The organism is Teredinibacter franksiae (assembly GCF_014218805.1).
In the GTDB taxonomy this organism is placed as follows: Bacteria; Pseudomonadota; Gammaproteobacteria; order Pseudomonadales; family Cellvibrionaceae; genus Teredinibacter; species Teredinibacter franksiae.
The window spans coordinates 3,719,232-3,741,822 of record NZ_JACJUV010000001.1 but is presented as its reverse complement, the minus strand read 5'-3'; the positions used below and the strand labels follow the sequence as shown (position 1 = coordinate 3,741,822).

The window sequence follows — 22,591 nt, the reverse complement described above, 5'->3', positions numbered from 1 at the left end:
AGCCGCTATGAAATATGCGGCGGATTTACAAAAAGAAAATGATTTATTGCGCGAAAAGATTGCCGCGCGCGATACGCAAATCGCCGTATTAAACGAACAGCTTAAACACCTGCTGAGCAAACGCTTTGGATCTTCTAGTGAAAAAATATCGGCTGATCAGCTAGGCTTATTTAACGAAGCCGAAGCATGTGTAGTTGAAGTTGAGGCCGCCGAAAGCGATAGCACCACTGTAAAAAGTTATACTCGCAAGCGTAAGCCTCGCGTTACTATACCCGACAACCTTCCCCGTGAAGACATCATTCACGACATCACCGAAACGGAAAAAGTCTGCCCTCACGATGGCAGCACTCTTAATATCATTGGCAGCGAAGACCATGAACAACTGGAAATCATCCCCGCTAAAATCAAAGTGGTTCGCCACAAGCGACTAAAATATGCCTGTCCCTGCTGTGACAATCACATTGTAACGGCAGGCAAGCCCAAACAGCCTATCGAAAAAAGTATCGCCAGCCCCAGTCTACTCGCTTACATCGCGGTGCAAAAATATGCGGATGCTTTACCTTTATACCGTCAAAGCGAGATATTCAAACGAATCGGCATAGAGCTGGACAGAACTAATATGGCGAACTGGATGGTGAAGTGTGGTGAGCTGACACAGCCCCTTATCAACCTGTTAATTGATTACCTCCACAAGCCACCGTACATCCACATGGATGAAACCACACTACAGGTATTGGAAGAGCCGGGAAAGACCGCACAAAGCAAAAGCTACATGTGGGTAATGACCAGCACAGGTCCACAGTCGGTTTACGTATTCCACTATGCGGATAACCGAGGGCAACGGGTACCCATCGAGCTACTTAGCGCCGAAAATACCTCCATTATGGTCGACGGCTACGAGTGGTACCAAAAAGCCTGTGATGAGTACGGTATTACCCGCTTAGGTTGCTGGGCTCATGCCAGAAGAAAGTTCAAAGAGGCTCAAAATTTACAGAAAAAGGGTAAAACAGGCAAAGCTGATCAAGCCTTAGCCTATATCCACAAGCTGTACGCGATTGAAAAGAAAATAAAGGACGAACCACCGGATAAACGCTACCAAGTTCGCCAAGAGCAGGCAAAACCCATCCTCGACAAAATCAAAGAATGGTTGGATAAAAGCTTACAGTCGGTGGCACCGAAAACAAAACTCGGTATAGCATTGGTGTACCTGAACAACCAGTGGGATCGATTAATCGCCTACCTGGAAGATGGGTGCTATCCCATCGATAATAATGCTGCCGAACGTGCAATACGCCCCTTTGCTATTGGTCGCAAAAACTGGATGTTCAGTAAGAGTCAGGCGGGCGCTAAAGCTAGCGCAAATCTTTACAGTCTGATAGAAACAGCCAAGGCTAACGACCTGAATACGTACGACTATTTGCAACATATTTTTGAAGAACTACCCAATGCGCAAAATGTTGAGCAGATTGAGGGATTGTTGCCTTGGAATGTCCAGCTTGGTTAGGGTGTGGTTGGTTTGGCGCTTACGGCTCTTTCAACGTAACCGGTCATTCCACCCTGTTACAACTAATAGCCACAAACCCTTTGAGCCGCTTTCAATTACTATGCTGGTAGCCTTTACTCATAGGCATAAAAAAACCGGCACTAGAGCGCCGGTTTTGTATCAGTCAATTTTCTAGGGCAAATCACACCCCTCTTTGGCTGCGCGTATTAAGGTAAAAAACTCTCACCCATCAAAAACGCATCAACTTCTCGCGCGGCACGTCGGCCTTCATCAATAGCCCACACAATTAAACTCTGCCCTCTACGTGCATCACCACAGGCGTATATACCTTTAACGCTAGTCGCAAACTTATCGTAGTCGGCTTTGGCGTTGCTGCGCTGATCTTGCTCTACGCCTAAGTCTTGTAGAATTTTTTCTTCTGGGCCTAGAAAACCCATAGCCAGCAACACCAAATCGGCAGCCATTACTTTTTCAGTGCCCACCAATTCTTGCGGAACCATACGGCCCTGCTCGTCTTGCCGCCATTCGATTTGAACCGTGTGGACGGCTTTTACATTGCCTTTGCCATCGTCTTCAATCTTTTTGGTCATGACCTGATAGTGGCGTGGGTCGTCGCCCTGTAAGGCAATCGCTTCACTTTGCCCGTAATCCACCAACAGAGTTTTTGGCCATTCTGGCCAAGGGTTGTTGGGGGCACGCTCTTCGAAGGGGCGTGGCATAATTTCCAACTGAGAAACGTGCTCACACCCGTGGCGTAGAGAGGTGGCCACACAGTCGGTGCCGGTGTCACCGCCACCGATAATCACTACATTTTTGCCTTTAGCAGAAATGTAGTTGCCGTCTTCTAAATTACTATCAAGCAAGCTCTTGGTGTTTTTACCGAGGAATTCCATGGCGAAATGAACGCCGTTTAATTCTCGACCGGGAACAGGCAAGTCGCGGGGCTTAGTCGCGCCTGTTGCAATAACCACCGCATCAAAATCTTTGTGCAATTGTTTTGCTGAAATGTCTTTGCCTATTTCAGTATTGGTAACGAAGACTATGCCTTCTTCTTTCATTATGTTGATACGACGATCCACATAATGTTTTTCCAACTTCATATTGGGAATGCCATACATCAACAAACCACCAATACGGTCGGCACGTTCGTAAACCGTCACCAAATGGCCCGCTTTATTCAGTTGCGCTGCCGCCGCCAAACCCGATGGTCCAGAACCTACAACGGCTATGGTTTTACCGGAACGGCTTGCAGGTGGTTCGGGCTGTACCCAACCCTCTTCAAAGGCCCGCTCAATAATGGCGTATTCGTGAAGTTTAATCGTTACCGCAGGTGCATTAATGCCTAGCACACACGAACCTTCACAAGGAGCCGGACAAACACGGCCGGTAAATTCTGGAAAGTTGTTGGTGTGATGTAAACGCTCAATCGCTTCCTTCCAGCGACCGTGATAAATCAGGTCATTCCATTCTGGAATTAAATTGTTTACCGGGCAACCGGCAACGCGCGGGGCGAACTCACTAATGCCGCTTTGACAAAAGGGCACGCCGCAATCCATGCATCGCGATGCCTGCTCTTGAATGCCAGCTTCTGGCATGTGTTCGTGCACTTCTTGCCAGTCCACTAAACGCTTTTGTGGATCCCTGTCGGCTGGCAGAGCGCGATCAACTTTTAAAAAACCTGTTGGATTTCCCATAATTCTCGCCCCCTTACGTCGCAGCCAGTTTAGCCAAGTGCATATCAAATGCAGCTTCGGCAACTTTCTGTTCGTTATCGTACTGGCCGCTGTTGCGCGCCTCTTTCATGTAACTTTGCATTTGCTTGTAGTCCACAGGCATTACCTTAACGAACTTCGCCAGGCTGGCTTCCCAGTCGGCCAAAATATCGGCCGCCACGTCGGAACCCGTTTGTTGCTGGTGTTCTGTAATTAAAGCTTTTAGTTCGGCAATGTCGGCTTCGTCTTCTGCTTTTTCAAGCTGCACCATTTCCATGTTGCACTTATTGGCGAAGTCGCCTTTTGTGTCTAGCACCCAAGCGTAACCACCGCTCATACCTGCGGCAAAGTTCCGCCCGGTCTCACCTAGAATAATGGCTTTGCCGCCGGTCATGTATTCACAGCCGTGGTCGCCCACACCTTCAACAACCGCCGTAACACCCGAGTTACGCACGCAGAAACGCTCACCGGCAATTCCGCGAATAAAAGCTTTACCGGCGGTGCCCCCGAAGAAGGCAACGTTGCCAATCAAAATATTATCGCGCGGCTCGAAAGGTGACACTTTGGGAGGGTATACCACCATGTCGGCACCGGAGAGACCTTTACCGAAGTAATCGTTGGCATCACCCTCTAACTCAAAGCGAATACCCCGAGCCGCGAAAGCACCAAAACTCTGACCAGCAGAACCGTCGAATTTCACGTTAATAGTGCCTGCAGGCAAGCCTTCGGCGCCGTAGCGCTTGCTGATCTCATTAGAGATCATGGTCCCTACGGTACGATCGGTGTTTACGATGTCTTTATGCAGGCTAACCTTTGTACCCTTCTCAAGAGCCGCGTGGGCTTCTTTAATGAGTGCTCGGTCAACAATGTCGTGAATCAGGTGCTTTTGTTCCACGCTGCGATACAGGGTGTCGCCTTCAGCGGCGTCCTGCTTTTTCAAAACGGGCGACAAGTCCAAATGAGCTAACTTCCAATGATCTAAGCCTTCCCGCATTTTCAAGCACTGTGCCTGCCCCACCATTTCATTAATGGTGCGGAAGCCTAACTCGGCCATAATTTCACGCAAGCCTTGGGTCATCATGGTGAAGAAATTCACCACATTTTCTACCTTACCGGCATAGCGCTCTCGCAATTCTTTATTCTGCGTGGCAATACCGACCGGGCAAGTATTGAGGTGACACTTGCGCATCATGGTACAGCCTTCCACTACCAGTGCAGCGGTGGCAATACCCCACTCTTCGGCACCCAGCAGGGTGGCAATGGCAAGGTCGCGTGGTGTTTTCAACTGGCCGTCGGTTTGTACGGTAATACGGCTGCGCAAACGGTTAGCGACCAATGTTTGGTGAGTTTCAGCCAAGCCTAACTCCCAGGGCAAACCCGCATGTTTGATGGAGCTAAGCGGCGACGCACCGGTACCGCCGTCGTAGCCAGCGATAAGCACAACATCGGCATATCCTTTACACACACCAGCCGCAATAGTGCCCACACCGGCTTCAGAAACCAATTTGACGTTTATGCGCGCTTCGCGATTGGCGTTTTTCAGGTCGTAAATGAGCTGCGCCAGGTCTTCAATAGAGTAAATATCGTGGTGCGGTGGTGGCGATATCAGTCCAACACCAGGGGTTGAGCCTCGGGTGCGGCCAATCCATGCATCCACTTTATGGCCGGGTAGCTGACCGCCCTCACCGGGCTTGGCACCCTGAGCCATTTTAATTTGGATTTCGTCACAATTAGCAAGGTAGTGACTGGTAACACCGAAGCGGCCAGAAGCTACCTGCTTAATACGGCTGAGCATGAGGTCGCCGTTTTCGTCTCTCTTAAAGCGAATAGGGTCTTCACCACCCTCACCACTGTTGCTCTTACCGCCAATGCGGTTCATGGCTTTAGCCAAGGTGGTGTGCGCTTCCCAGGAAATGGAACCGAAACTCATTGCTCCTGTAGCGAAACGCTTAAAGATAGCTTCTGCCGGCTCTACTTCTTCCAACGGAACAGAAGGCCGATCGGCATTAATATTCAGCAAGCCACGCAGGGTAAAGGCCGCGGTCGCTTGGTCGTCGACCTGCTGGGCGTATTCCTTAAACTGGCCATAATCGTTGGCCGCCGTAGAATGCTGCAGCATGCGTATAGTGGTTGGGTTGAACAGGTGACGCTCACCATCGTGACGCCAGGCATATTCACCGCCGCTGTGCAGTATATTGTCAACATGAATACGGTTCGCGGCTGGGTAACCTTCGCGGTGCTTGGCCAACGCTTCGCGGGCAATTTCATCTAGGCCAATGCCTTCAATACGGCTTATGGTTGCAGTGAAGTACTTTTCCACAACCGCACTGTTAATGCCCAGCGCCTCAAAAATTTGTGCGCCTTGGTAGCTCTGCAGCGTAGAGATACCCATTTTCGAAAAGATTTTTAGCAGACCACTGCCCACGGCTTTGGTGTATTTCTTCAGCAGGTCGGTATCGGCCAAGTTGCTGTCAAGCACACCTTCGTCGCGCATAACTTTAAGCGTTTCGATAGCCACATAGGGGTTAACGGCAGCAGCGCCATAACCAATAAGCGTCGCTAGGTGGTGAGTTTCGCTTACATCACCCGACTCCACAATAATCTCAGCTTTTGCACGTAGGCCATCCCGAATTAACGAGTGGTGAACCGCAGCCGTTGCCAGCAGTGAGGGTATGGCGGCGTGATCGGTGTCGGCATTGCGATCGCTAAGGATAAGCAGCGAATTGCCCTCGTTTACCGCGTCTTTGGCGGCGCGGCAAAGTTGATCCAACCCTTTTTCTAATTCGCCAGCACCACCGCCCGCACCGAACAGCGTATCGAGGGCTTTAGCCTTCAATTGACTCTGGTCTATGTGCTTTAGTTTGGCTAGCTGTTCGTTGCTTAATAGCGGCTGTAAAATTTCAACTTTGCGACAGTGTTCGGGGGTTTCACTCAGCAGGTTTTTCGAAGCGCCTACGTAAGTGCGCAGCGACATCACCATCTCTTCCCGGATGGGGTCGATAGGCGGGTTGGTCACCTGGGCAAACAGCTGCTTAAAATAACTGGACAAGTGCTGAGGGCGATCGGACATTACCGCCAGCGGGTTGTCGGCACCCATTGCCCCCAAAGGCTCTTTACCGGTCTCTACCATTTGCTTGAGGATCACATTCAGATCTTCATAGGTGTAACCGAAGGCCTTCTGCTGGGTACGCAGGTTTTCAATTTGTGGCAACTCAATACCCGCAGGAAGTGGTAAGGCATCCAGCTCCAACTTGTTGTTAGCCAGCCACTCGCCGTAAGGCTGGCGAGCACAGATGTCGGCTTTGACTTCGTCATCACTGATGATGCGACCTTCGTTGAGGTCGGCAATAAAGATTTTACCGGGCTGCAAGCGGCCTTTCTTAACCACGCGGGCGGGGTCTACACACAGCGCGCCGGTTTCGGACCCCATAATGACGGTGTCATCATCGGTTACGAGGAAGCGTGAGGGACGCAGGCCGTTGCGGTCTAGTGTGGCACCCACTACCTGACCATCGGTAAAGCTCACCGAAGCCGGCCCATCCCAAGGCTCCATAACATTCGCGTAATACTCGTAGAACGCGCGCTTGGTTGCATCCATATTGTCCTGGCTCTGCCAGGCTTCCGGTACCACCATCATCATCACCTGAGCCAACGGGCGACCACTCAGTACCAAAAGCTCGATAGCCATATCCAAGTTGGCGGAATCGGAGTTGTCACGGTTACAGATCGGCATCAGTAACTCTAGCTCTGCCTCGCTGAAATTGGCGCTATCGAACAACGCCTGACGGGCGGTCATCCAGTTGATATTGCCGCGAACGGTATTGATTTCACCGTTGTGAGACAAGAAACGGAACGGCTGGGCACGACGCCAAGCAGGGAAGGTATTGGTGGAGAAACGGCTATGGAACATGGCAATGGCCGATGTCAGGCGCTCATCACTCAGCTCAACATAGTATTCGCTCACCTGCGCTGTGGTGAACTGGCCCTTGTAGACAATGGTGCGGTTAGACAGCGAGGCAACGTAAAATTCGTCCTTCTGGCACCCTACCTTAGCATTAATTTGATGGCCACTGGCCTTACGCAGTACAAACAATTTGCGCTGGAAGTCCTGCTGGCTCAAGCCTTCAGGCTTGGCGATAAACACCTGCTCAATTTTTGGCTCGGTTTCGCGTGCCGCGTAGCCTAGGCTGGAATTATCGCCCGGCACACTGCGATAGCCCAGTGAGCTAAGGCCCATCTTGGCCATAATAGACTCGAAAACACTGCGACACTGGTTTGCGTGATCGTCGCTCTGCGGGAAAAAAACCATACCCACGCCGTAATCACCCACAGCGGGCAACTCAAAGCCCAGCTTGACCGTTTCTTCGGCCAAGAAATCGTGAGGGATCTGAATAAGAATACCGGCGCCATCGCCGCTATTTACGTCGTAACCGGTACCACCGCGGTGCTCCATGCAGGTAAGCATGGTGAGCGCATTGCGCACAATCTCGTGAGACCCACGGCTTTTCAGGTTAGCCACAAAGCCGATACCGCAGGCATCGTGCTCAAAATCAGGATGGTAGAGTCCTTGCGACTGCTCTTTTTCTCTCATAAACATTCTCGTATTTCATATTTCTCAGACAAACAAACCGCGCGGGATGACCCCTCGCGGTTCCTGAGAAGATTTCAATCATGTAATGCGGCGGGTTGGCACAGGTGTTTAGCCCTTATGCTATGGGCTATACCTGCACTTCCCTCCAACAGCGCAACGTTTCTATGGGCTAATTATTATTTTGTTCTGCCTGTATTGCTGTGAGGGCGATGGTGTAGACAATATCTTCCACCAGAGCACCGCGACTCAAATCATTCACCGGCTTCTTCAATCCCTGTAGAACCGGGCCAACGCTGACAACATTGGCGCTTCGCTGCACCGCCTTGTAGGTAGTGTTCCCCGTGTTTAAATCCGGGAAGACAAATACAGTTGCTTTACCTGCCACTGGACTATCGGGCGCTTTTGACGCCGCCACGCTGGCAATTGCGGCTGCATCATATTGCAGTGGGCCGTCAATGACCAGATCTGGACGCAATTTGCGCGCAATTTCTGTTGCTTCGCGCACCTTATCCACGTCGCTACCCACCCCGGAAACCCCCGTGGAGTAACTGATCATCGCTACTCGCGGCTCAATTCCAAAGGCCTTAGCCGAATCGGCCGAACTGATAGCAATATCAGCCAAATCCTCCGCATTGGGGTTGGGGTTAACCGCACAATCGCCGTATACCAGCACTTGATCCGGCATCAACATGAAGAAAATGGAGGATACCAGACGGGTGTCGTCGCGTGTTTTGATGAGCTGCAAGGCTGGGCGAATGGTGTTGGCGGTGGTGTGCACTGCGCCACTCACCAAACCATCCACTTCGTCTTGAGCCAACATCATGGTGCCAAGTACCACTTTGTCTTCCAGCAAGGCTTCGGCCTGGGGCGCACTCACATCTTTGTGTTTACGCAACTCCATCATTGGCTGAATATAGCGCGGGCGAATGGTCGCAGGGTCAAGAATTTCAATGTCGTCTGGCAGCACCAGACCATTGGCCTCTGCAACCAGAGTAATTTCTTCGCGATCACCCAGCAATAAACACTGCGCAATTTTACGTCGAGTACATTCAATAGCGGCCTGAATAGTACGCGGTTCGTTGCCCTCGGGCAGCACAATTTTCTTTGCTGCACTCTGCGCCAAAGTCATTAGATGATGGCGGAAAGCCGGGGGTGACATGCGTGAATCCTGAGGCAGCGCGGCACGCTCCGCCAACCATTTAATATCAATGGAGCGAGCGACCTCATCCATTACCTCCAGCATGCGGGGTACGTCATCGGCTGGCACTTCGTTATTCATGCCATCCAGCAACTGAACGGTTTCGAGTGAGTCATAACGCGTAACAAGCACAGGTAACCCGGTATTAAAGGCTCCACGGCAAAGCTGTAAAACCTTCTCGTCGGGTACCATTTCGCCGGTAAAAAGAATGCCCGCAAGCGGCACGCCGTTAAGCACGGCTTGGGAGGCCGCGAGTAAAATATCGATACGGTCACCCGGGGTAACAATCAAGGTTCCCGCCTTTAGGGCGTAGAGCATATTGGGAACAGTACGGGCACAAAGCACAACGTTGCTCACACGGCGTGTGTCCATTTGCCCCGCATTCACAATACGGGCACTTACACTATTGGCAATATCCTGTGTACGCGGCGCAACAAAATGTGGGTTCCAATGAATAATACCCAAGCAACGAAAATTCTTGTGGTTGAATACCGGCGTTTTCCGTTTGAAATCTTCAAAGCTACGTTCCTGTACTTCCCAACCGCTAACGTTGTCATCAGCAGAAACACGCTTATTGCCCTTAGGCGGTGCCCCCACTTTATTGATGATACAACCAAGCAAACGTGGGTTATCAAAACCGCCGAATATACTGGCGGTAATATTAATACGCTCGCTCCACTCAGCGGAGGTGTAGTGCTTTTTGGCGGTCACAATAATAACTTCACTGCCCAATGTAGCCGCCATGCGCTGGTTCAAGCGCGCAATGTAGTCTTCATTTGGGCGCGGCACCAAGCCTTCGATCACCATCACATCAGCATCACCACAGGACACCTGATAGTTAGTAATCACTTCTTCCATAAGCGTGTCAAAATCGCCGTTCGCCACTTTCTGTTGAGCATAGGAAAGGCTTACCGAATCACCAGATTGCAAACCTACCGTCTGCTTAATCAGCTCGGTAGAGCGAGTAGAACCGGAATCGGAACCGTAAATTTGTGCAACGGGTTTAAAGAAGGCTACGCGCACGCCAATTTGATCAAGAGCACGAACCAAACCGAGACACGCCGACGTTAACCCGGTACCTGAAGTAGTTGGAGCAAGATAAAAGCTGCGCATTATTGAGCGACCTCCTTCCCATTTAATAGACTGAGCGCATCTCGCGCGATCATCGCTTCTTCATTTGTTTGAATAACCATTGCGACCGTACTGCCGGCCTCGGTGATAACACCACCGGCTTCGCGACCATGAATATCGTTACTGGAAACATCCACGCGGAAACCAAAAATAACCAGTTGCTCTAATACCCGCGCTCGAATACCTGGGCTGTTCTCGCCAATTCCCCCGGTAAATATCAACGCATCCACACGAGAGAGGGACGCCGTAAGCGCCGCCAAATGGCGTGCCAGGCGGAAGCAAAATACATCTATCGCAATAATAGCGCCTTCACTCCCCGACTCTGCTGCGGCAACAAGGGTTCGCATGTCATTACTGACTTCAGATAAACCCAGCAAACCCGATTCTCTGTTTAGTACATCGGTAATACGGCTTAACGACCAACCGAGCGTGTCCTGTAAATATTGGTGAAGGCTCGGATCAACATCCCCAGAACGGGTTCCCATCACCAGCCCTTCTAACGGGGTAAGACCCATGGTGGTATCAACACTTTTACCGTTAACCACCGCCGTAGCACTACAACCATTACCGAGGTGTGCCACCAGAATTTGGCTGTCATCTTCGCTAAGTTTCAATTGCTCGATAGCGGTTTCAGCAACGTAGCGATGGCTGGTGCCATGAAAACCGTATCGACGAATACCCTGCTCTTTATAGAGCTTGTAGGGAATGGGGTACAAAAAGGCCTTGCTCGGAAGTGTTTGATGGAAAGCTGTGTCAAAAACAGCGACCTGTGGTAATTCTGGGTAAAGCTCTTTCACCAACTCAATACCCAGTACATTCGCTGGGTTATGAAGAGGCGCCAGCGCAGAGCAAGAGCGAATGTCTGCAAGCACCTTGTCGTCTATTTTAACCGATGCCGAAAAGGTTTCGCCCCCGTGTACAACCCGGTGACCCACTACGGCAACATCATCAAAACTTAAATCATAGGCCGGCAACTTTTCCACCAAGGTTTGAATCGCCGCCTCGTGATCACGGTGTATATCTAATTGCTCCTTTCGCCCATCGACGGCTTTTAGGCTCATAAAAGCCTCAGAGGTACCCAACTTTTCGGCTATCCCGGTAAGCAGTGGCGCTTCAGATTCAGTCGAAAAAAGAGAAAACTTGAAAGACGAACTTCCACTGTTAAAAACAAGAACATGCTGCATATTTCGTTTCGCTCGCACCTATATCAGATAAAAAGGGCCTTAGAGGCCCTGGCGGAGCCTATAGTAAACGAGATTGTCAGGCCAGTTTTTGATTTGGCTTGACAATTCATCAAATTTATCGAATATACAAAAAGATAAATGGTAATGATGTTACTTTTTCAACGCTCACGATAGAAGACATAGACACGAAAGGTGCTCTCCCCCCCCTGAACTGCGCAAGCTATTCAGGCAAGCCAAGCATTCCCTTTCAGTAGAAAATCCCATGAACGCAGGCCCAAGTATAGACAGAAGTCACCCAACAAAAGCACCCAAAGGATAAAGGACACCGCTATTAATGTGTTTTGGCCTCTGGCTTTGCATGCGATTCATGTGCAGGGGGAAATTTACAGGCACACCGGTGGTCTGGCGATAAATTTAGGCACTGTTCTTGAATCGCATGTAAAGCCCCGAAGCGCGGAGTCTGGCAAGACTTATACGGCGCAGATCGGCTTGGGAAAGCAGCTCGCCTTGCGCGACCCTACACTAAGCTTTCCAGGCCGCGTAGAAGCTTAAAGCCACTGAATCGCCGTGTCGAAAAAAATCAACAGCAGCAAGCAAAAAGTTGACGTTTTAGCAACGATCCTACTCCGTAATCACGCGAGTTCAGGAGGAGGAAAGTATTGGCTTAAGCGTCGTTTGAGTGACAATTTCGACCAGACACTGGTGACACAAGCAACTATCCCATTGCTGCGCGATAATTTCACGCTGCTGCCTACTCAGCTCAACACTGCTGCAATGGCACAGAGTAATTGAACCCATTTTGCACTCGAAGGAGGCCTGGCAGCGAGGGCACGGCAAAATCTCGTGATGCGGCATAACACCTACCTCAAACCCTATATGTTGTGAATTATATAACAATAAAATACTACATGCTGTGCTTGAAGTCAGTTTGAACCATATCAAACATAGTGCTTTAGTGGCCCCCAGCTTTGCGGGCAAAGCTTATGTACGTGCAAGCGCCAATCGTAATAGCCCCACCGCGTGGGAGCTTTCATTTTCACTAGCACGCATCCCCAGATGGATCTGCTTAGACACGCCAGCACAACCCAGCGATATCGGAACTACCGCAAACTGCCCGGCAAATTGCTCAACTAACCAGCGCGGCAAACAGGCAACCCCACGACCGGCCGAGACAAGTTGCAGCATAATTTCCGTTGCTTCAACGGTTTTACGGCGCGCTGGCACACAGTTTTCGGGCTGAAGAAATAACCTGTAGATATCCAGCCGCTCTATCTCAACCGGATAGGTATACAAACACTGGTCACTTAAATCTTCTGGCTGCACGTAGGTGTGCCCAGCCAGTGCGTGATTGCGGCTCACCACCAGCACCTGCTCATAATCAAACACGGGTGTAAAACATATACCTTTACGCTGCAACGGGTCGGGCGTGACCAATAAATCGATCTCATGATTGAACAGTGCCGCCATACCACCAAACTGAAAACGCTGTTTCACGTCCACTTCCACACCTGGAGATACCGCTAGAAACTCACCTACGATTGTCAGTAACCACTGGTAACAAGGATGGCACTCCATACCAATACGCAAACTGCCCCGCTCCCCTTTTGCGAACTGACCGAGGGCGTCATCTAACCGTTCCAATTGTGGTAACAACCTTTTTGCCTCTTTGAGTAAGTAGCGCCCAGCCTCGGTAAGTTGGAGATTACGGCCCTCTTTCGTCCACAAACGAGTACCTACCTGTGCCTCAAATTTTTTCATGGTATGGCTTAGGGCCGATTGCGTAAGGTGTAGTTTGCCGGCCGCCGCCGTGAGCGAGCCCTGCAGCTCAATTTCCCTTAGTACCGTGAGGTGAATACGTTCGATCATAGCAACTCATGAATAATTTTAATGATTGACTGAAATATTACCATTATTCCTCATGAATTATTTGCCTTAACCTCATCGCCACTTAAACCCGAAACCCCTCGAGTTCACTATGGCAATTACACACAACTTAGGTTTTCCCAGAATAGGAAAACATCGCGAGCTAAAGTTCGCACTAGAAAAATACTGGAAAGGCGACGCGAGTGCCGAAAACCTGCAACAACACGCGGCGGCCATTCGACAACAAAACTGGCAGCATCAAGAGGCGATCGACTGGGTACCGGTAGGCGATTTTTCACTCTACGATCAAGTGCTAGACATGAGTTTTTTACTGGGGCACGTGCCAGAACGGGTTGCCTATTCCCAGGCGCCGGAGCTAGACAAGTACTTTCAATTAGCGCGAGGACGATCCTCCAACCAATGTCAGTGCACACAGGCAGGCGAATTAACCAAGTGGTTCGATACCAATTATCACTACATTGTGCCGGAAATTTCCGCACAGACGCGCTTCCAACTTCAACCAAAGCGTTTGCTCGCTGAAATTGCCGAAGCCCAAACCAGTGGCGTTAACGCCAAGCCCGTTTTGATTGGGCCCGTGACCTATTTGTGGTTAAGTAAAACTAAAGATAACACTCAACCCTTGGATTTACTCGAACCCCTACTGGTGGTGTATAACCAACTCTTAGATGCTTTGAAAAAAAGCGGTGTTGAGTGGCTGCAAATCGACGAACCTATTTTAGTTACCGAGTTATCAGCTCCATGGAAACATGCGCTAGAAAAAGCCTATCACTCACTTAAAAACTCACCACTTAAGATTCTACTCACGACTTACTTTGGTACCTTGGAAGACAATCTACAATTGGCCTGCAACCTTCCTTGCGCAGGTCTACACCTAGATGCAACACGCGCGCGTGCCGAAGTGAATAAAGTGATTGACTGGCTACCGGCGCACAAAGTTTTATCGCTGGGCGTAATTGACGGTCGCAACATATGGAAAACAGACCTGACAAAAACACTCGACTGGCTTGAGCCCATTGCAGAACGATTACAGAATAGATTGTGGCTGGCGCCCTCCTGCTCACTACTGCATGTACCTGTCGACCTCACAACAGAACAGGAATTCGAACCCGAGATTCAAACCTGGGTGGCCTTTGCGGTACAAAAAATCACGGAGCTAACCCTGCTGAAAACCGCCATTAATAGTGGCAGAGAATCGATTGCACAAGCGTTAAGCGCAAACCATCAAGCACAGCAAAGCCGACGCCAATCACCGCGTGTACATAACCTCGCGGTGCGCAATAAAGTACAGAACATTTCTGCAGCCCAAAGCCAAAGGCAAAGCCCTTTTCGAGAACGCTCACTGTTACAATCTCAACATTTGCCTTTGCCCGCATTCCCCACAACCACGATAGGTTCATTTCCGCAAACAAAATCCATTCGCCAGTTACGAGCGCAATTTAAAAGTGGCGCAATCGACAGCGACACTTACCAAAAAAATATTCAAACTGAAATACACTACTGCATTCGTAAGCAGGAAGAATTGGAACTCGATGTGCTAGTGCACGGCGAAGCTGAACGCAACGACATGGTCGAATACTTTGGAGAACAGTTGGAAGGCTACGTTTTCAGCCGCTACGGCTGGGTACAATCTTACGGTTCCCGCTGCGTAAAACCGCCGATAATATTTGGCGATATTCACCGGCCCAAGGCGATGACGGTGGATTGCACAACCTACGCACAATCACTTACACAAAAACCCGTTAAGGGCATGCTCACCGGACCTGTAACCCTTTTGAACTGGTCGTTTGTTCGCGATGACCAAGATCGGGAGCTCACTTGCTACCAACTGGCACTGGCAATACGCGAAGAGACGCTGGACCTGGAAGACGCGGGCGTAAAGATTATTCAAATAGACGAAGCCGCATTACGTGAAGGTCTTCCCTTGCGGCAATCGGAATGGCAACAATACCTTGAATGGGCCGTAGACTCTTTTCGTTTGTGTGCAAACGGCGTACAAGATTCTACTCAAATTCACACACACATGTGCTATTCCAATTTTAACGACATTATCGAAGCCATTGCAGCAATGGATGCTGATGTTATCACCATAGAAACATCACGTTCAAACGGCGAACTACTCGATGCATTTAATTTTTTTCACTACCCCAATGCTATCGGTCCGGGCGTTTATGATATTCATTCGCCAAACACGCCGAACGTAAACGACATGGTAAAAATCATCCGTAATGCTGCCGCGCACCTTCCGGAAAAGCAATTGTGGATAAACCCAGACTGCGGCTTAAAAACCCGCCAATGGGAAGACGTAATGCCTGCACTCACAAACATGGTGAGCGCGGCAAAAGAGCTGCGAAAAAAGCACGCGGGTCAAACCGCAGAACTAAAACCAGCATCAATGGTAAGCGCCTAACACTCAGCAACGATAGCGGTAAAGCAAGGAGCGATGTTCATCGCCCTTGCTTTAGGGCATCTCTATTACCTGATTTTGGCCTTTGCGCGAACTAGCACGCCTTAGAGTAAGGCGGACTGTGCGGCGGAAGGCTGGCTGCCTTTCCAAGCAGAATACCCTGCAATAAGGTTTGCCAGCCTTCGTAGCTTTGTGTGCGATTCATGCAAGGCATTAACATTTTCCGCTAGACAACCCAAATGCCTATCAATTTTTACTGCGTACGAACAGCACCCAAAGCCAGAGGCCAAAAGCAATCAATAGAGGTGCTTTTAACCCCCAACATTCAACCCTCAGGAAAACTGATTCATTGTATTGCTGTCCCCGGAGGCCTTTAGCGCCTGGCCACCGGAAAAATACTCTTTGTGATCATCACCAATATTGGAGCCAGCCATATCCTGGTGCTTAACACAGGCTAGGCTTTCCCGAATCTCTTTACGCTGCACATTTTTCACATAAGCCAGCATTCCCTCGTCGCCGAAGTAATCTTTGGCAAGATTGTCCGTGGACAACGCAGCCGTATGGTAAGTGGGCAACGTAATCAGGTGATGGAAAATTCCAGCCTGCTTTGCCGCATCTTTCTGGAAGGCTCTAATTTTATCATCTGCAGCTTGGGCTAAATCGCTACCGTCGTACTGCACACTCATCAAATTATCGCGTTGGTAGGCCGACATATCGCTGCCTCGCTCCTGCCAAGTGTCGAACACCTGTTGTCGAAAACTCAGTGTCCAGTTAAATGACGGGCTGTTGTTGTACACCAGCTTTGCATTGGGAATGATTTTTCGAATACGATTAACCATACTTGCAATTTGCCCTACATGGGGTTTTTCAGTTTCAATCCATAAAAGGTCCGCACCATGTTGCAATGACGTAATACAGTCCAGTACTACGCGGTCTTCACCGGTATTGGGTTTGAAGCGGATTAAACCATTGGCGAGACGATCCACTTTTATATTACCCTCGGCCTGTGCAATTACCAGCTCACCAGACTTTAGGTTATCCAACGTACTAATAGGCTCACCATCAATATAGTTATTGTACTGCTCGGCCAAATCACCCGCAGACTGCGACACGGGTATTTTCTGTGTAAGGCCGGCGCCCAACGAATCTGTGCGCGCAACAATTACGCCATCCTCAACGCCCAATTCCATAAAGGCGTAGCGCACCGCATTAATTTTTGCCAGAAAATCTTCGTGAGGAACCGTCACTTTACCGTCTTGATGACCGCACTGCTTTGCGTCCGACACTTGGTTTTCAATTTGAATACAGCAAGCACCCGCTTCTATCATTTTTTTGGCCAATAGGTAGGTAGCCTCTTCGTTACCAAACCCCGCATCGATATCGGCAATAATTGGCACAATATGGGTTTCAAAATTATCAATACATTTTTCAATATACTTTGATTTCACATTGTCGCCAGCCGCACGAGCCACATCCAAATCTTTAAACTGCTGCCGCAACTCACGAGCGTCGGCTTGCTTCAAAAATGTATACAGCTCTTCAATGAGTTCCGGCACAGCCGTTTTTTCATGCATGGACTGATCCGGCAGAGGGCCAAATTCCGAGCGCATCGCGGCAACCATCCAACCCGAAAGATAAAGGTAGCGACCTTTGGTTGTACCAAAGTGTTTTTTAATAGAGATCATTTTTTGCTGACCAATAAAACCGTGCCAGCAACCTAACGATTGCGTGTAGCGTTCGGGGTTTTTATCGTAAGCTTTCATATCGTCGCGCATAATTTTTGCAGTGTAACGAGCGATATCCAAACCGGTGGAGAAGCGGTTTTGCAATCGCATACGCGCTACCGACTCGGGGTTAATTGCATCCCATGTGTGGTTATGGCCCGAAACGGCTTTGGATGCATGCTTTGACTCAAAAGAATACTTGTTCATAATTACCTCAACTAAATTCGTAATTAATTAAGCTCTACCGGCTCAACGTTTTATGCTGTTCTGTTTTAGCTATTACTCAAGGGAAACTCACTATCGCTGCTTTGCCTTTAAGCGATAACTATGTAATAGCGGTTCGGTGTAGCCGTTGGGTTGTTTGGCGCCGAGAAAAATCAAGTCTTGCGCGCTTTTAAAGGCAAGACTCTGATCTGTATCGGGCACCATGTTTCGGTACCCGGATATTCCTTCATTCTGACTGTCAACTACCGCAGCCATACGCTGCATAACATTGCGTACCTGCTGTTCGCTACAAACACTATGCATTAACCAATTGGCGATATGCTGACTGGAAATACGTAGGGTCGCGCGGTCTTCCATTAGGCCGATATTGTTAATGTCTAGCACTTTTGAACAGCCAACACCCAACTCCACCCAACGCACAACATAACCAAGAATTCCTTGGATATTATTTTCCAGTTCCTGCTCAATTTGCTCGGCACTGAGGCTGGTGTAACTGGGCATTAACGGAATTTCTAGAATATCGTCCACGCTAGCTCGTGGCCTATCACGCAACTCTGATTGAACGTCATGCACATTTACTTTGTGATAATGTAGTGCGTGTAACACAGCGGCTGTTGGCGAAGGTACCCATGCCGTATTCGCTCCGGCGAGAGGGTGATCGATTTTCGCCATCATCATCTGATTCATTTCATCGGGCATGGGCCACATACCCTTACCGATTTGTGCATGCCCAGGCAAACCACATTCAAGGCCTATATCAACGTTCCAATTTTCGTATGCTTTAATCCACGGCTGATCTTTAATACGCGCTTTGGGTAAGAACGGGCCGGCCTGCATACTGGTGTGAATTTCATCACCGGTACGATCAAGAAACCCGGTATTAATAAACGCCACTCGTGCTTTAGCTACACGAATACATTCCTTTAGGTTTACCGTTGTGCGACGTTCTTCATCCATAATGCCCAATTTGATGGTGTTGCGTTCAAGCTCCAGCAAGTCTTCCACACGCTCAAATAATCGACAGGTAAACGCGACCTCATCGGGGCCATGCATTTTGGGTTTAACGATATAGATACTGCCACTACGGCTATTGCGGATTGCGCTGTTTTCTCGATTCAAATCGAGTGAACCAATGAGTGCTGTAATCACAGCATCAATAATGCCTTCTGGCACAAAATGACCATCACGGGTTTGCAGTAAATCACTTTCCATTAAATGGCCCACATTTCGATTCAGCATCAGTGCGCGCCCAGGCACACGATATTCCTCGCCGTCTGGGCAGGTGAAATATCTATCGCGATTTAATTTTCGAGTATAGGTCACGCCATTCTTATCAAACGAGGCCATCAAGCTGCCCGCCATCAATCCAAGCCAGTTACGGTAAATTTCAATTTTGTCTTCGGCATCGACCGCCGCTACGGAGTCTTCGCAATCCATAATGGTGGTTACTGCAGCTTCAACGACAACATCCTGAATGTGCGCAAGGTCATGGCAACCAATGCTGCCGTTGCGATCGAACTGAACCTCGACGTGTAAGCCGTTGTTGCAGAGCAGAATCGATTCTGGGTCATCTTTATGTCCGCAAAGGGCGACAAATTGACGAGGCATTTTTAACCCGGTTTTACTTCCATCGGGGAAAAAAGCCAGTAAATGCTGGTAATACACAATGTAACTGGTGACATCTAAATGCGAACCTAAGGCCAAAGGGAAGACCTCATCGAGAAATTCTTTCGCATATTGAATGACATGGTTGCCACGCGCAGGGTTATAACGGCTACAGGGCTTTAATCCTTCGCTGTGGGGAATCGCATCCGTACCGTAGAGCGCATCGTATAAGCTACCCCAGCGAGCATTAGCCGCGTTTAGCGCAAAACGTGCATTTTTTAGCGGTACAACCAGTTGCGGTCCGGCAATGGCCGATATTTCTTCGTCAACATCGTCAGTTGTTACCGAAAAATCCTCACCTTCCTCCACTAAGTAGCCAATATCCAATAGAAATTGACGGTAGTTTTTAGGGCTAAATCCCTCGTTACTGGTGTCTCGGTGCCAACCGTCAATTTTTGCCTGAAGCTCATTACGCGTTTGCAGCAAATGTTGATTAAGGGGGGCCAGCTCGTCGACCAAATCATTGAGCCCATTCCAGAACTTTGCTACGTTCATTGAACGCAGGGGTAAAACTTCATCGTTGATGAATTTGTAGAACTTATCATTAATGAAACAGCTATTTTCGAGCGGAATGTTCATCGTATACACCTGTGTAATACTCAATAACAAAATGTTACTTTTGTCGTAATCCATATACGCAAGCCGTCTTATTTACTCGTCTAAGCTTAGAGTAGCGACATTGCTGCGTTGCATGATAAGCAGTGTAGGTGAGAGTGAACTAGAATTTCACAATAGAAATTACACAGTGTAAATTTTACAAAATGAAGGACACAAAAAGCCTGATGAGGAAGGCTCACTTCCTCGGCACAAAAATACGTAATCTACGTAAGCGAAACCACCTTACGATGGAAGACTTGTCCTCACGCTGCGTAAAAATCAACGCTGAATCCGCGCCGTCGGTTTCCTACCTTTCGATGATCGAGCGCGGCAAACGCGTACCCAGTGAGACCATGCTTGAGGTGATTGCCTCGGTGTTCCAAAAAGAAATGAGCTGGTTTCTCGATGACGTACCGGAAGAACAGGCCATTACCCCGGTGAAAGGCAGCCGCGGCGGCATTAGTGGCATAGCACTAGAACCCAACTTCCTGTTTTCCAATGAAATATTACAAATCGCTATCCCTGAGCTACTCTCACAAACCGGTACTACCGGGCGCCAATTTGCACACTTACTCATTCGCGCCCATCAAGAACACCATCAAAATCATTTTCCCGATTTAGAGCGCGCGGCTGAGGAGGTGGGCCAGAAGCGTCTGCCGCTGAATACGGCAGACCTACTTGAAATAGTTAAAACCATGGGAATGACGATTCAATGGTTTGATAAAACGCCCGAGGCCGTGAAAAGCGAGCTGCACAACGAACGGGCTGCCATTGTTACGTCTTTTTATTCGCCCCCTAATACTCTTTACGTGAATCTGGCACTAAAACAGAGACCCTTACGTTTCAAATACGACCTAGCTGTACACATTGGCCACTGCATTCTTCACGACAAAGACACCTTTAAAAATGTATTAATAGCGGGCCACGGACAGGCCTCAACGCTGCTCGAAGATGATAATGACATTAACCCCTCAGCCAACATCAACCCACAGGATATTCTCCATGCTTGGCGGGATTTTGAATGCAGTTTTTTTGCTGGCGCGCTACTGTGCCCAAAGGTACCTTTCCGCCACCTACTCGACAGGCAAGGCTATGAGATAAACACAGCACAATTAGTAGAGGTTTCTGAAGCGGTCGCCATGCGCCGAATGACGGCGGTATCGCCTTACCCTCACTGGCACTACTTTGATGCCTACACCCCCGGCAAATTAAAAGCCGTTTACCGCGGTAACGGCATACCCCTGCCTTGGGGAAATATGCGTGAAGTTAAAGACCCCTGCCATCACTGGTCGGTTTTCCGCATGATAGAGGTTCCCGCCGAGGGCACGGCCTCACAAATCTCGATTATGAACGTCAATGGCGAGCCACATATTTACTGTTGTGAATCTATCGCTGTAGCCGATTTAGCGGGTAACAATCATGTACTCTGCGCGGGTATTGACCTGAACCACGCTATCGAAGCGCAGGGGCGCAATGCGCTAGACCTCGCCAACAGCCTAAAGCAAACCTGTGTTACCAGCGGAGGCTCCACGCCCATCCCTAGAACCATCAAAAACGATCTGAGCACCACGGCGCGCATATTAAATATCGCCTGGGTATCCAGAGGCATTGAAGGTGAAGCGCGGCTTATTTGCCCAAGGGGAGCCGTTTGCCCGCGGGAGCCCAGCTGTTATCAGCATTAACTGAAATCACCAGTCAATACCATAACCTCCGTCCAGTTTTCTGTAGCCGTTTCAACAACCACTAAAAGGCCTGACTTTTTAACAACGTCTGCCCGGCAGTAACTCGTAAAGATTTATTTTTTTCCAATTAAACGCAAGTAGCAAGCCTGTATTCACAGCTCACAGCTTAGGTTAATGCAGCCGTAACACATTCAAACTGAGCAATGAACAAAAAAAGTCGCTCGCAATACAGTAAAAGAGAGACTCTCGATTTTACTGTATTGCGAGCGACTAAAAGGCATCGGTTGGGCTACTAGTTTGCGGCCAAAGTCTGTCGATAATTCACAACCATTTTTTGATCATTGCCGCGAGGAAGCTCAACAGAGGTTACAACACCTCGGCTGGACACATCCTCCACAATAACGGCCTCAATCTTTACTCGTATCTCGGCCATTTTGTCTTGGGCAACAGAAATAAGCCCAGTACCAACGGCCACTTTATCGCTGCCACCAACCTGCGGCACAGTTACTTCTGCGGCTTGTGCCATTACATTTACACTGGAAAATAACGCAATCAATACACCGACATATACAAATTTTTTGACCAAAGTTTTCATGACATATCTCCTGATAATAATTCCTGAGTTCTATTCACCGGCGTTCCGATCATGTGGGCTTGGCCAGCGATGCGAATAAGCGTTTCAACCACACACGCTAGGTATATCAGGAAGTGTGCCAACTTTTTAAAAGTCCGTAACCCACTGTTTTCATTGTAGTTTTATAAAACCGGAGTTTATCGGAAAGAATTCCGCGCCACTGCCATTTTAATAGTTAGTAAAAATAGCCAGCCAATTGGTCAATTAGGCCAACTGAAATATCTAGATCCAAAACAACCGCCTCCTACTTCAAAAAAACTTTGATATCCGTCAACGCTCTCGGCGGTTATTCCGGCAAACTGAAAGTCACTTTAAGCCGTCTGCAGCGGTGAATAATGGCGAATAGCTAATATTAAAAACCAACTTTTTCTTTAGGTATGCGATCAAGACGCACCTAAATTTATTTCACTACACACCCAATCATTCTCCGGAGGTCACGATGACCGAAATGAGATC

The 22,591-nt window shown here is 49.0% G+C and carries 12 protein-coding genes; 3 read left to right on the top strand and 9 right to left on the bottom strand.

Annotated elements, in window-relative coordinates:
• Positions 1–7: 7 nt before the first annotated feature.
• Entirely contained in the window at positions 8–1,504 is a 1,497-nt protein-coding gene (gene tnpC / locus H5336_RS15785; protein ID WP_185235211.1) for an IS66 family transposase, read from the top strand.
• A gap of 206 nt (positions 1,505–1,710) precedes the next feature.
• Here tnpC and H5336_RS15780 read toward each other — a convergent pair whose 3' ends face one another.
• The 6 genes from H5336_RS15780 to H5336_RS15755 all read right to left on the bottom strand — a co-directional run bounded on the left by H5336_RS15780 (position 1,711) and on the right by H5336_RS15755 (position 13,186).
• Positions 1,711–3,198, bottom strand: coding sequence for a glutamate synthase subunit beta (locus H5336_RS15780; RefSeq protein ID WP_185235210.1), 1,488 nt, complete (start codon positions 3,196–3,198; stop codon positions 1,711–1,713).
• Between the two features lie 13 nt (positions 3,199–3,211).
• Positions 3,212–7,807 (bottom strand): glutamate synthase large subunit, encoded by a 4,596-nt coding sequence (gene gltB, locus H5336_RS15775; protein ID WP_185235209.1) that lies wholly within the window; start codon positions 7,805–7,807, stop codon positions 3,212–3,214.
• A gap of 169 nt (positions 7,808–7,976) precedes the next feature.
• A complete protein-coding gene (pta, locus tag H5336_RS15770) occupies positions 7,977–10,118 on the bottom strand; it encodes a phosphate acetyltransferase (RefSeq protein WP_185235208.1) in 2,142 nt (713 codons plus the stop codon).
• Positions 10,118–11,320: an acetate/propionate family kinase gene (locus H5336_RS15765; RefSeq protein ID WP_185235207.1), complete on the bottom strand. Its 1,203-nt coding sequence runs from the start codon at positions 11,318–11,320 to the stop codon at positions 10,118–10,120. The genes pta and H5336_RS15765 overlap by 1 nt, the downstream gene beginning before the upstream one ends.
• Before the next feature lie 642 nt (positions 11,321–11,962).
• On the bottom strand, positions 11,963–12,175 hold the full coding sequence (locus tag H5336_RS15760) for a cysteine-rich CWC family protein (protein ID WP_185235206.1): 213 nt from the start codon (positions 12,173–12,175) through the stop codon (positions 11,963–11,965).
• A 126-nt stretch (positions 12,176–12,301) separates the two neighbouring features.
• Positions 12,302–13,186, bottom strand: a complete 885-nt coding sequence (locus H5336_RS15755; RefSeq protein WP_185235205.1) for a LysR family transcriptional regulator — start codon at positions 13,184–13,186, stop codon at positions 12,302–12,304.
• Between the two features lie 109 nt (positions 13,187–13,295).
• On the opposite strand from H5336_RS15755, the gene metE reads away from it, so the two are divergent.
• Entirely contained in the window at positions 13,296–15,611 is a 2,316-nt protein-coding gene (gene metE / locus H5336_RS15750) for a 5-methyltetrahydropteroyltriglutamate--homocysteine S-methyltransferase (RefSeq protein ID WP_185235204.1), read from the top strand.
• Positions 15,612–15,940: 329 nt separating this feature from the next.
• Here metE and H5336_RS15745 read toward each other — a convergent pair whose 3' ends face one another.
• The gene (locus H5336_RS15745) at positions 15,941–17,539 is read right to left on the bottom strand and encodes an isocitrate lyase (RefSeq protein ID WP_185235203.1); all 1,599 of its coding nucleotides are present in this window, start codon (positions 17,537–17,539) and stop codon (positions 15,941–15,943) included.
• A gap of 90 nt (positions 17,540–17,629) precedes the next feature.
• Positions 17,630–19,801 carry a malate synthase G gene (locus H5336_RS15740; protein ID WP_185235202.1) on the bottom strand — a complete coding sequence of 724 codons (2,172 nt, stop codon included), beginning with the start codon at positions 19,799–19,801 and terminating at the stop codon, positions 17,630–17,632.
• A 182-nt stretch (positions 19,802–19,983) separates the two neighbouring features.
• Between H5336_RS15740 and H5336_RS15735 the strand changes: the two genes are divergently transcribed.
• Complete coding sequence (locus H5336_RS15735) at positions 19,984–21,501, top strand: DUF3612 domain-containing protein (protein ID WP_185235201.1); 1,518 nt, start codon at positions 19,984–19,986, stop codon at positions 21,499–21,501.
• Positions 21,502–21,793: 292 nt separating this feature from the next.
• On the opposite strand, the gene H5336_RS15730 is transcribed toward H5336_RS15735, so the two are convergent.
• Positions 21,794–22,096 (bottom strand): hypothetical protein, encoded by a 303-nt coding sequence (locus H5336_RS15730; protein ID WP_185235200.1) that lies wholly within the window; start codon positions 22,094–22,096, stop codon positions 21,794–21,796.
• Positions 22,097–22,591: the final 495 nt, after the last annotated feature.

Bases quoted from the DNA above. Each gene is read 5' to 3' on its own strand.
- gltB (WP_185235209.1), bottom strand. From the start codon at position 7,807: ATGAGAGAAAAAGAGCAGTCGCAAGGACTCTACCATCCTGATTTTGAG.
- tnpC (WP_185235211.1), top strand. From the start codon at position 8: ATGAAATATGCGGCGGATTTACAAAAAGAAAATGATTTATTGCGCGAA.
- metE (WP_185235204.1), top strand. From the start codon at position 13,296: ATGGCAATTACACACAACTTAGGTTTTCCCAGAATAGGAAAACATCGC.
- H5336_RS15780 (WP_185235210.1), bottom strand. From the start codon at position 3,198: ATGGGAAATCCAACAGGTTTTTTAAAAGTTGATCGCGCTCTGCCAGCC.
- H5336_RS15735 (WP_185235201.1), top strand. From the start codon at position 19,984: ATGAAGGACACAAAAAGCCTGATGAGGAAGGCTCACTTCCTCGGCACA.
- H5336_RS15760 (WP_185235206.1), bottom strand. From the start codon at position 12,175: ATGCCGCATCACGAGATTTTGCCGTGCCCTCGCTGCCAGGCCTCCTTC.
- H5336_RS15765 (WP_185235207.1), bottom strand. From the start codon at position 11,320: ATGCAGCATGTTCTTGTTTTTAACAGTGGAAGTTCGTCTTTCAAGTTT.
- H5336_RS15755 (WP_185235205.1), bottom strand. From the start codon at position 13,186: ATGATCGAACGTATTCACCTCACGGTACTAAGGGAAATTGAGCTGCAG.
- H5336_RS15740 (WP_185235202.1), bottom strand. From the start codon at position 19,801: ATGAACATTCCGCTCGAAAATAGCTGTTTCATTAATGATAAGTTCTAC.
- pta (WP_185235208.1), bottom strand. From the start codon at position 10,118: ATGCGCAGCTTTTATCTTGCTCCAACTACTTCAGGTACCGGGTTAACG.
- H5336_RS15745 (WP_185235203.1), bottom strand. From the start codon at position 17,539: ATGAACAAGTATTCTTTTGAGTCAAAGCATGCATCCAAAGCCGTTTCG.
- H5336_RS15730 (WP_185235200.1), bottom strand. From the start codon at position 22,096: ATGAAAACTTTGGTCAAAAAATTTGTATATGTCGGTGTATTGATTGCG.